We start from the raw sequence: 9,660 nt of genomic DNA, 5'->3' as shown, positions 1-9,660 counted from the left end.
CCATCCACCTCAAAGAAGAGAGCACACCATGACCAACTTCGTTCCCACCCCCACCGTCCCGGCCCCGGACATCGTGCGCTGCGCTTACATGGAGATCGTGGTCACCGACCTCGCCAAGTCCCGTGCGTTCTACGTCGACATGCTGGGCCTGCACGTCACCGAGGAGGATGAGAACAACATCTACCTGCGCTCCCTCGAGGAGTTCATCCACCACAACCTGGTGCTCCGCAAGGGACCCATCGCCGCCGTCGCAGCCTTCGCGTACCGGGTGAAGTCCCCCGCCGAAGTGGACGCCGCAGAGGCCTACTACAAGGAACTGGGCTGCCGCACCGAACGCCGCAAGGAAGGCTTCACCAAGGGCATCGGCGACTCCGTCCGGGTGGAGGATCCGCTGGGCTTCCCCTACGAATTCTTCTACGAGGTGGAGCACGTGGAGCGCCTCACCCAGCGCTACGACCTCTACTCCGCCGGGGAACTGGTCCGCCTGGATCACTTCAACCAGGTCACCCCCGACGTACCCCGCGGCCGCAAGTACCTCGAAGACCTCGGCTTCCGGGTCTCGGAGGACATCCAGGATTCCGACGGCGTGACGTACGCGGCGTGGATGCACCGCAAGCAGACCGTCCACGACACCGCGCTGACCGGCGGCAACGGCCCGCGGATGCACCACATCGCGTTCGCCACGCACGAGAAGCACAACATCATCCAGATCTGCGACAAGATGGGCGCCCTGCGCATCAGCGACAGGATCGAACGCGGCCCCGGACGGCACGGTGTATCCAACGCGTTCTACCTCTACATCCTGGATCCGGACGGCCACCGCGTGGAGATCTACACCCAGGACTACTACACCGGCGATCCGGATAACCCCGTGGTCACCTGGGACGTGCACGACAACCAGCGCCGCGACTGGTGGGGCAACCCGGTGGTCCCGTCCTGGTACACCGAAGCCTCCCTGGTCCTGGACCTGGACGGCAACCCCCAGCCCGTCATCGAACGCGAGGAAAAGAGCGAAATGGCAGTGACCGTGGGCGCCGACGGCTTCTCCTACACCCGCAAGGACGGGTCCCCTGAAGGGGACCGGACCGGCTTCAAGCTCGGAGCGCAGCTGTAGCCATGCTGGATGCCACGACGATCGAGGCCATCGCGGACGAGCTGCTGGAGGCCGGCCGGAACAGGAAACCGGTCCCCCGGCTGACCGCCCGGTACCCGGAGATGACGGTGGAGGACTCCTATGCCGTGCAGCAGCTCTGGCGGCGGCGGAACGAGGAAGCCGGCCGGACCCTCGTGGGCCGGAAGATCGGCCTCACGTCCAAGGCCATGCAGGCCGCCACCGGCATCACCGAACCTGACTACGGTGCCATCTTCGATGACATGGTGCTCGAAACCGGCTGCTCGGTGGAGTGGGAAAAGTACACGCATCCCCGGGTTGAGGTGGAGCTGGCGTTTGTCCTCAAGGACGGGCTGAAGGGCCCCGGCTGCACCATTTTCGATGTCCTGAAGGCCACCGATTACGTGGTTCCGGCCCTGGAGATCCTTGATTCGAGGATCGAGATGGAGGGCCGGACCATCGTGGACACCATCTCGGACAACGCGGCCATGGGTGCCATGGTGATCGGCGGCAACCCGGTAAAACCCGACGCCGTGGACCTCCGCTGGGTCGCCGCCATCCTCTACAAGAACCAGACCGTGGAGGAAACCGGTGTTGCCGCCGGGGTCCTGGACCACCCGGCCAACGGGGTGCACTGGCTGGCCAACAAGATCGCAGCCCACGGGGACAGCATGAAAGCCGGCGACATCATCCTGGCCGGCTCCTTCACCCGTCCCATGTGGGTGTACAAAGGGGACACCGTCCACGCAGACTACGGACCACTGGGAGTTGTGACATGCCGCTTCGAATAGAAGACACCTTCCGCGACGCCCTGGCCGCGGCGGACCGTCCCCTGGCCGGAATGTGGGTGTGCTCCGGCAGCCCGCTCATCGCCGAACTCTGCGCCGGCTCAGGGCTGGACTGGCTGCTGGTGGATGCCGAGCACAGCCCCAACGGGCTCGAATCGGTCCTCGCCCAGCTCCAGGCCATCCACGGTTACCCGGTCCACACGTTGGTGCGGCCCCCCGTGAACGACACCGTGGTGATCAAGCAGTACCTGGACCTGGGCGTGCAGAACCTGCTGATCCCCATGGTGAACTCCCTGGCGGAGGCCGAAGCCGCGGTGGCCGCCACCCGCTACCCGCCCCACGGGGTCCGCGGCGTGGGGTCCGCCCTGGCGCGGGCCGCGCGCTGGAACCGGGTCCCGGACTACCTGGCCCGGGCCGGGGAGACCATCAGCGTCACGGTCCAGATCGAATCCGGCGCCGCCGTGGACGCGGTGGAGGAGATCCTGAAGACGGACGGCGTGGACGCCATCTTCCTCGGTCCCTCCGACCTCGCCGCGTCGATGGGACTGCTGGGCCAGCAGGACCACGAGGAGGTGCGTGCCGCCGTCGAGCATTGCCTCAAAGCCGCGAAAGCGGCAGGGAAACCCGCCGGCGTCAACGCGTTCAACCCGGACACCGCCCGGCGGTACCTCGACGCCGGTGCCGACTTCATCCTGGTGGGCGCCGACGTCGCCCTGCTGGCGCGGGGCTCTGAGGCCCTCGCCGCCCAGTACATCAAGGCCTCCGACGGCGGCTCCCCTGCCAGCTACTGAGCCGCCTCAGATGAGCATCGCCTGCCGCACACTGGCGGCCGATCCGGCGCCGCCCGCCCCCGATGAGGAGAACCTGCCCGCAGAAAGAACGTGGTAACTGTCGGAAGCATGGAGGGCAAACCCGATGTGCTGCTCCACCAGGAGGATGCTCATGCCGTCGCGCTGGGAGAGATTGACGATGGTCGCCTCGATCTCGGCCACAACGTTGGGCTGGATCCCTTCCGTGGGTTCGTCCAGGATCAGCAGGCGCGGATCGGTAATCAGGGCCCGGGCAATGGCCAGCTGCTGACGCTGGCCGCCGGAAAGGAGTCCCGCCCGCCGTGCCAGCAGCGGCCGGAGCGCGGGAAACATCTCGAGGGCCTCCGCCACCCGCTCAGCACCGTGCTTCCGCCCGTCCGCCACGAGCTGCAGGTTCTCCATGACGGACAGCTGCCCGAATGACTGCTGGCCCTGCGGCACATAGGCCATGCCGCGCGCCACCCGCTGGTGCGGGCGGAGGGCAGAGATGTCCTCCCCGTCCAGCGTGATGCGTCCCGCCATGGGTTTGAGAAGCCCGACGACGGCGCGCAGCAGCGTCGTTTTGCCGGCACCGTTGTGGCCCAGGACTGAGACAACGGCTCCGTCGTCCACGGTCAGGCTCACCCCGGAAATCACCTGGGTGCGGCCGTAGCCGGTCTGCAGATTCTCGATTGTCAGCATCAGTGGCCTTCCGTTCCCGAGGTGCCCGAGGTGCCCAGGTAGACGTCCTGCACCTTCGGGTCCGCCTGCACCTGCGCCACGCTTCCCTCGCTGAGGACCTTTCCGGCGGCAAGGACTGAGACCGACGTCGCGTATTCCCGGACAAAGTCCATGTCGTGCTCAATGACCAGGGTGATCCGGCTGGCGGCGATGCGCCGCAGCAGCTCGCCTGTTTCACTCCGCTCATCCTGGCTCATCCCGGCGATCGGTTCATCCAGCAGGAGCACGTCTGAGTTCTGCACCAGCAGCATGCCGATCTCCAGCCATTGCTTCTGTCCGTGGGCGAGGATGCCCGCTTGCTTGTCCGCCGCCCCCTCCAGGCCGATGATTTCCAAGGCCTCCTCCACGGCCGGCTCCACGGACGTCCGGCGGCGGAGCATCTTCAGCGGACCGCGGCCCGAGCCAGCGGCGATGTCGAGGTTCTGAAGCACTGAAAGGTTCTCAAACACGCTGGCGGTCTGGAACGTGCGTCCCACGCCCAGCCGCGCGATCTGGTGCACTTTGCGGCCCAGGATCTCTGTTCCGGTGTGGTTCACCGACCCCGAGGCCGGTACCAGTCCGGTGATGGCATCGATGACGGTCGTTTTCCCTGCACCGTTGGGGCCGATCAGGAACCGCAGGTCGCCCTGCATCACGTTGAGGTTGACGTTGTCCACGGCGAGGAATCCGTCAAAGGAGACCGAGAGGTCGCGGACTTCAAGGTATTTGGGCCGGCCGTGGCGCAGTCCACCGGCCTGGGGCTCCCCCTCGGGAAGCAGAGTGGGGGTAGTCATCTGCTGACCTCCTCGGACGTGGTGGCTTTGCGGCGGGCTTCAGGATCCGGGGCTGCGGGAGTTGGGGACACAGGATCTGGCGCTGCAGGGCTTGGGGCCGCGGCCCCGGCTGCTGCGGGCTCCACTGCCGCTTCGTGCGTCGCTGCTGCGGACGGGGTCCGGCGCCGCCGGCGCACCAGCGCCGGCAAGGACGCAAGCCCGCCCGGCATGAAGCCGATGACCAGGACGAACAGCAGCCCCTGGAAGTACACCCAGAACGAAGGGAAGGTGGAGGACAGGCTGGACTGGGCAGCGGCGACGCCCACAGCGCCAAGGACCGGCCCCAGCAGGGTGGCGCGGCCGCCGATTGCTACGCCGATCAGGAAGGCGATGGACGGGATCACGCCCACATCCGCCGGTGAAATGATCCCGACCAGCGGAACGAACAGCGCCCCTGCAATGCCTGCCAGCACAGCTGCAACCACGTAGATGACAGTCTTGACTGTCGCGGGATCGTAACCAAGGAACCGGACCCGCTCCTCCTGGTCCCGGACTGCCACCAGCAACTCGCCGAGCCGGCTGTGCATCAGCTGCCGTGCGGCGGCGAGGGAGAGCAGCAGGACTATCGCCGCGATCATGTACAGCATGAGCTTGTTGTTCGGGTCCTTCAGGTCGAAGCCGAAGAAGGACCGGAACCCGTTGAGGCCGTTGGAGCCGCCGGTGGTGGCCTGCTGGCCAATCAGGAACACCGCAAAGGCAGCCGCCAGGGCCTGGCTGAGGATCGCGAAATAGGCACCCTTGACGCGGCGCTTGAAGATCGCCAATCCCAGAACCAGTGCTACCAGCCCCGGTACCAGGACGACGGCAAGGAGCGTCACCGCGGGGCTGCGGAAGGGTTCCCACCAGCCCGGCACCTCGCCGCTGCCGTACAGGGACATGAAGTCCGGGACGCCGGAGCCGCCGAAGAGTGAGGCGTCGGCCAGCTTCATGTGCATGGCCATGATGTACGCGCCAAGACCGAAGAACACCCCCTGGCCCAGGGTCAGCATACCGCCGCGTCCCCACGCCAGGCCGATGCCGACCGCCACGATGGCAAAGCAGAGGAACTTCCCGAGCAGTGCCAGGTTGAACGCGGGAAGTACGGCGGGTGCAACCCCCAGGAGCAGGACCGCGCCGAGGGTGAATCCGGCCGCGGTTCCCATCCGTCCGTGCAACAGGCTTTTCATGCCAGGCTCCTCGTTTTGAGGCTGAAGATGCCCTGCGGCCGGAGCTGGAGGAACACCACAATGACGATCAGGATCAGCACCTTGCCGATGCTGGCCGTCGTCGAATACTCGAAGACGGACTGCAGCACTCCGAGGGAAAACGCAGCGATGACGGCTCCCTTGATCTGGCCGATGCCGCCGGCCACCACCACCAGGAAGGCATCCACGATGTAGTTGGTGCCCAGGTACGGGCTGGTGGAGCCAATCAGGGTGACGGCGACGCCGGCGATGCCGGCCAGGCCAGACCCGATGAAGAAGGTCAGCTGGTCGCTGCGCCTCGTGGACACCCCGGAGGTTTCCGCGAGGTCGCGGTTCAGGACAACAGCCCGGATCCGGCGCCCCAGCGGTGTGGCCTTCAGGAGCAGGACCAGTCCGGCCAGGCACACCAGCGAGAGCCCCAGGATGAAGAGCCGGGTCAGCGGGATGGGGGCGCCGAGCAACTCGATGTTTCCCTGCAGCCAGGCGGGCGCCCGGACATCCACGCTGGGTGCGCCGAAGATGTCACGTGCGGCCTGCTGCAGGATCAGCGCCACCCCGAAGGTGACCAGGAGGGTGTCCAGGGGCCGGTGGTACATGCGGCGCAACAGCACCGCTTCGAGCACCAGCCCCAGGACACCTCCCACCAGGAAGCCTGCGGGAATGGAAACCAGCAGCGATACGCCGGCGTCGGAGATGGCCCGCTGGACCACGAAGGCCGTGTACGCGCCGGCCATCATGAACTCACCGTGGGCCATGTTGATGACCCCCATCTGGCCGAACGTCAACGAGAGTCCCAGTGCTGCCAGCAGCAGCACCGAGCCGAGACTGAGTCCGGCGAACATCTGCCCTATCAGGAGTTCCATTCCAGCAGGCCTTTCATCGATTTTCTGGAGCGGCCGCTACTTGGCCAGGTCCTTGGCCCAGTCGTAGGTGGCCAGGAACGGATCCGGTTCAACTGCCTCGGGTGATGACCACACCGTGTCGATCAGGCCGTCCGCATTGATCTTGCCGATGCGCGGGGTTTTGGTGATGTGGTTGTTCTCCCCGTTGACGGTGACCATGCCTTCAGGCGCCTCGAAGCTCACCCCGTCCGCTGCGGCCTGGACCTTGTCGACCTCAAATGACCCGGCCTTCTCCACCATGGCTTTCCACAGGTAAAGCGAGGTGTAGGCAGCTTCCATGGGGTCGCTGGTTACCCGCTCGGAGCCGAACTTGGCCTTGAACGCGGCAACGAACTTCTTGTTGGCCGGGGTGTCCAGGGTCTGGTAGTAATCCCACGCAGTCAGCTGTCCCTGGACGTTGTCCAGGCCGACGCCGGGGACTTCCTCCTCGGCGATGGAGACGGAGACCACCGGCATGGTGTCCGCCGTCAGGCCGACGCTCTTGTACTGGCGGAAGAAGGCAACGTTGCTGTCGCCATTGAGGGTGTTGAAGACCGCATCGGCCTTGGAGTCGCGGACCTTGTTGACGATGGTCGAAAATTCGGTGGAGCCAAGCGGTGCGTATTCTTCCCCGAGGACTTCGATGCCTTTGGCCTCGGCGTAGGCCTGGATGATCTTGTTGGCTGTGCGCGGGAAGACGTAGTCACTGCCAACGAGGAAGAGTGACTTGGTCCCCTGCTCGGCCAGGTAGTCCAGGGCCGGAATGATCTGCTGGTTGGTGGTGGCTCCGGTGTAGAAGATGTTCTTCGAGGACTCGAGGCCCTCGTACTGCACCGGATAGAAGAGCAATGCGTCGTTGGCCTCAAACACGGGGAGCATGGCCTTGCGGCTGGATGAGGTCCAGCCACCGAACACGGCGGCGGTGCAGTCCTGCTGGATCAGCTTTCCGGCACGCTCAGCGAACTTGGTGGGTTCGCTGGCGCCGTCTTCACTGATGACCTCAAGCTTTTTGCCCAGGACACCGCCGGAAGCGTTGATCTCCTCGGCTGCCAGGGTGAGGGAGTCGAAAACAGTGCTCTCGCTGATGGCCATGGTGCCCGAGAGCGAGTTGATGAACCCCACTTTGACGCTGCTGCCTGAAGTGTCAACGCAGGACGTACCGCTGCTGGCGGTGGAGCCTGCGGACGCCGGATCCGCGATCTGGCTGCCGCAGCCTGCCAGGACAGTGGCCATGGCGGCTGCCGCCAGGGGAAGGAAAGCGCGGTTGGTGACCGAAACCCTCATATGTACCTGCTTCTCACTCCGCCGCTGCGCTGGGCAGCGGCTCGCCTCCGAGGCCCGTCAGAAGTGACCCCTTGCGATGAATCTAGGAGCGGATTGTTTCGGCACCGGCGGGGTTGGTTTCGAGTCAGTTTCCGGACTGTTGCCGTGGCTGGCCTGAGACGATGGTGCACACCGTAAGGGCGGGAGGAACCGCGGAAAAGCGGGGGCTAAGAGTTAACCTGCGGGAAACCTGCCGGCGCGTAACTTTGGCCTGGACGCCGGACACAATCGGGTCGACGCACCAAAAAACTGTCCTGACCTGCGGCTATACGGAGGGTCCATCAGGGAAGGGCCGTCGGCGTTTCCTGGACTGATCAACCGTGGGTTACCCCAGTGCGGGCGCCACGGATGTGCCGCCACTGAATTGCCGGCGGGCCCAGCGCGCCAGCTTCTTGCCTTTGCCCTTCCACCAGCTGTCCTCGTCCTTGTCGTGGTGCAGGCGGAAGATGATCGCCACCATCACGAACATGGACATGCAGACATCCGTCCAGGACCAGGACAACGCGTCAATCAGGACACTCATGCCCGTAGCGATGATGGACGGGATGGCCAGCGTCCGGAACACGGTACTGGCAAGGTAGCGCCGGTGCGACCTCGGCACAGACAGCGCCCGCACCATGTCGAAGCAGACGCACACCACCACGACGGTCTGGCCGATGGCGAGCAGGATCAGCCCGGCGGTGGACCCTGCGAACATTTGGACTGAAGAACCGAACACGTGAAAACCCCCAGAGGCTCGAACCTGCGCTGTGAGACCCAGCTGCAGTTCCATTCAAGACAAAGGGGGCGGAGCCGTCACGAGTAGTGAGTACTCTACTTTCGGTTGAGGTTAATTGCCCGGAGCTTCCCCGGCGCCGTTCAACGAGGCCAGGGCCGCCCGGAGCCGGGTATCGGCGTCGTTCGCGACCTCCTGGACGGCTGGGCTGTCGCTAAGTTTTGCCATGGTCTGCGGATCGATGGCCTGGATGGTGGTCCGGGCAGCGTCCGGGCCGCGGCGGACCACCACGTTGCACGGCAGCAGCGCCCCCATGTCCGGCTCGGCGGACAGCGCCCGGTTTGCCAGGGCAGGGTTGCAGGCACCGAGGATCACATAGTCGCCCAGTGCGTCTGCTGCCTCGACGCCGAGCTTGGTCTGGAAAGTGGCACGGACGTTGATCTCGGAGAGGATCCCAAATCCCTGCACAGCAAGGGCTTCGCGGGTGCGCTGCACGGCATCCTCCCATTCCAGCGGTACTGTCACGGTATGCGTGTAGTTCATGGCTGCTCCTGAACGGTTGATGTAACTGCCTACATCGCCAGCATACCCCTATGGGTATTTGACCTCATAGTGCTCACATCACCCAGCCAGCTACGTGCCCAGCGCCCTGGGGCGCCAGATCACCACAGCCTGGGACCGTGCGCGGGGCCGCTGCCCGCGGGCAAGGCTCACCACATCGCCGGCCGCACCGGCGGCAAAGATCCGCTGGTCAAGCGGACGACGGCGGCCCAGTTCCTCGGTCAGTTCACTCACCCTGGACTGCAGTGCAGCCACCTGGTTCTCGAGCTCCAGGATCCGCTTGATGCCTTCCAGCGAGACGCCTTCATGGGACAGCCGCTGGACTTCACGCAGCATGTTCACGTCCCGCTGCGAGTAGCGGCGGGACTTCCCCGGCGCGCGGCTGGGCGAAACGATGCCCAGCCGGTCGTACTGCCGGAGGGTCTGCGGGTGCATGTCCGCCAGTTCAGCCGCCACGGAGATCACGAAGATCGGCTGGTCAGCGCTGATGTCCACGGTCTGCTCCGTTGCCTACAGCCGGGCCTTGGCGGCCAGGCCGCTCCGGACATCGGCATCGGCGGTGGCTGCGGCGAACGCCTTCACGGCCGCCTCGGCTTCCTTGTTCAGGTTCTTGGGAATGGCGACGTCGATAGTCACCAGGAGGTCACCGGTGGCCTTGGACGTCTTCACGCCGCGGCCCTTCACCCGAAGAGTGCGGCCGGACGGGGTGCCTGCCGGAACACGGACCCGGACCTTCTCGCCGTCCAGGGTGGGGAC

Annotated in this window: 12 protein-coding genes; 3 read left to right on the top strand and 9 right to left on the bottom strand. The window is 65.5% G+C overall.

Annotated features, from left to right (window positions below; all coding sequences use genetic code 11):
- Positions 1-28: 28 nt before the first annotated feature.
- The 3 genes from hpaD to DBR22_RS02080 are packed head-to-tail and all read left to right on the top strand — an operon-like array spanning position 29 to position 2,690.
- Positions 29-1,114, top strand: a complete 1,086-nt coding sequence (gene hpaD, locus DBR22_RS02090) for a 3,4-dihydroxyphenylacetate 2,3-dioxygenase (RefSeq protein WP_108597566.1) — start codon at positions 29-31, stop codon at positions 1,112-1,114.
- A gap of 2 nt (positions 1,115-1,116) precedes the next feature.
- Positions 1,117-1,902 (top strand): 2-oxo-hept-4-ene-1,7-dioate hydratase, encoded by a 786-nt coding sequence (gene hpaH / locus DBR22_RS02085; protein WP_108597565.1) that lies wholly within the window; start codon positions 1,117-1,119, stop codon positions 1,900-1,902.
- Positions 1,887-2,690: an HpcH/HpaI aldolase family protein gene (locus tag DBR22_RS02080; protein WP_181364986.1), complete on the top strand. Its 804-nt coding sequence runs from the start codon at positions 1,887-1,889 to the stop codon at positions 2,688-2,690. The genes hpaH and DBR22_RS02080 overlap by 16 nt, the downstream gene beginning before the upstream one ends.
- 6 nt (positions 2,691-2,696) lie before the next feature.
- Here the strand turns inward: DBR22_RS02080 and urtE are convergent, their stop codons facing one another.
- From urtE to DBR22_RS02035, 9 genes are all read right to left on the bottom strand, one after another.
- On the bottom strand, positions 2,697-3,389 hold the full coding sequence (gene urtE / locus DBR22_RS02075; protein WP_108597564.1) for an urea ABC transporter ATP-binding subunit UrtE: 693 nt from the start codon (positions 3,387-3,389) through the stop codon (positions 2,697-2,699).
- The gene (gene urtD / locus DBR22_RS02070; protein WP_108597563.1) at positions 3,389-4,201 is read right to left on the bottom strand and encodes an urea ABC transporter ATP-binding protein UrtD; all 813 of its coding nucleotides are present in this window, start codon (positions 4,199-4,201) and stop codon (positions 3,389-3,391) included. The genes urtE and urtD overlap by 1 nt, the downstream gene beginning before the upstream one ends.
- Positions 4,198-5,406, bottom strand: a complete 1,209-nt coding sequence (gene urtC, locus DBR22_RS02065; RefSeq protein ID WP_219928068.1) for an urea ABC transporter permease subunit UrtC — start codon at positions 5,404-5,406, stop codon at positions 4,198-4,200. Before urtC ends, urtD begins: the two co-directional genes overlap by 4 nt.
- Positions 5,403-6,287, bottom strand: a complete 885-nt coding sequence (urtB, locus tag DBR22_RS02060) for an urea ABC transporter permease subunit UrtB (RefSeq protein WP_108597562.1) — start codon at positions 6,285-6,287, stop codon at positions 5,403-5,405. The genes urtC and urtB overlap by 4 nt, the downstream gene beginning before the upstream one ends.
- A gap of 36 nt (positions 6,288-6,323) precedes the next feature.
- On the bottom strand, positions 6,324-7,589 hold the full coding sequence (urtA, locus tag DBR22_RS02055; protein ID WP_108597561.1) for an urea ABC transporter substrate-binding protein: 1,266 nt from the start codon (positions 7,587-7,589) through the stop codon (positions 6,324-6,326).
- A gap of 364 nt (positions 7,590-7,953) precedes the next feature.
- A complete protein-coding gene (locus tag DBR22_RS02050) occupies positions 7,954-8,325 on the bottom strand; it encodes a hypothetical protein (RefSeq protein ID WP_108597560.1) in 372 nt (123 codons plus the stop codon).
- Between the two features lie 132 nt (positions 8,326-8,457).
- The gene (locus tag DBR22_RS02045; RefSeq protein WP_108597559.1) at positions 8,458-8,886 is read right to left on the bottom strand and encodes a DUF302 domain-containing protein; all 429 of its coding nucleotides are present in this window, start codon (positions 8,884-8,886) and stop codon (positions 8,458-8,460) included.
- Positions 8,887-8,976: 90 nt separating this feature from the next.
- The gene (locus tag DBR22_RS02040; protein WP_108597558.1) at positions 8,977-9,399 is read right to left on the bottom strand and encodes a heat shock protein transcriptional repressor HspR; all 423 of its coding nucleotides are present in this window, start codon (positions 9,397-9,399) and stop codon (positions 8,977-8,979) included.
- A 15-nt stretch (positions 9,400-9,414) separates the two neighbouring features.
- Positions 9,415-9,660, bottom strand: a 246-nt coding sequence (locus DBR22_RS02035) for a DnaJ C-terminal domain-containing protein (protein WP_308810169.1), incomplete at its 5' end; no start/stop codon positions are given.

This window comes from Arthrobacter sp. HMWF013 (genome assembly GCF_003061105.1).
Taxonomy (GTDB): Bacteria; Actinomycetota; Actinomycetes; order Actinomycetales; family Micrococcaceae; genus Arthrobacter.
This window is presented reverse-complemented; position numbering and strand designations above follow the sequence as displayed.

Coding starts and splice junctions, on each gene's coding strand:
- DBR22_RS02045 (WP_108597559.1), bottom strand. CDS start 8,886: ATGAACTACACGCATACCGTGACAGTACCGCTGGAATGGGAGGATGCC.
- DBR22_RS02080 (WP_181364986.1), top strand. CDS start 1,887: ATGCCGCTTCGAATAGAAGACACCTTCCGCGACGCCCTGGCCGCGGCG.
- urtE (WP_108597564.1), bottom strand. CDS start 3,389: ATGCTGACAATCGAGAATCTGCAGACCGGCTACGGCCGCACCCAGGTG.
- hpaD (WP_108597566.1), top strand. CDS start 29: ATGACCAACTTCGTTCCCACCCCCACCGTCCCGGCCCCGGACATCGTG.
- urtD (WP_108597563.1), bottom strand. CDS start 4,201: ATGACTACCCCCACTCTGCTTCCCGAGGGGGAGCCCCAGGCCGGTGGA.
- urtA (WP_108597561.1), bottom strand. CDS start 7,589: ATGAGGGTTTCGGTCACCAACCGCGCTTTCCTTCCCCTGGCGGCAGCC.
- DBR22_RS02050 (WP_108597560.1), bottom strand. CDS start 8,325: ATGTTCGCAGGGTCCACCGCCGGGCTGATCCTGCTCGCCATCGGCCAG.
- urtB (WP_108597562.1), bottom strand. CDS start 6,287: ATGGAACTCCTGATAGGGCAGATGTTCGCCGGACTCAGTCTCGGCTCG.
- urtC (WP_219928068.1), bottom strand. CDS start 5,406: ATGAAAAGCCTGTTGCACGGACGGATGGGAACCGCGGCCGGATTCACC.
- hpaH (WP_108597565.1), top strand. CDS start 1,117: ATGCTGGATGCCACGACGATCGAGGCCATCGCGGACGAGCTGCTGGAG.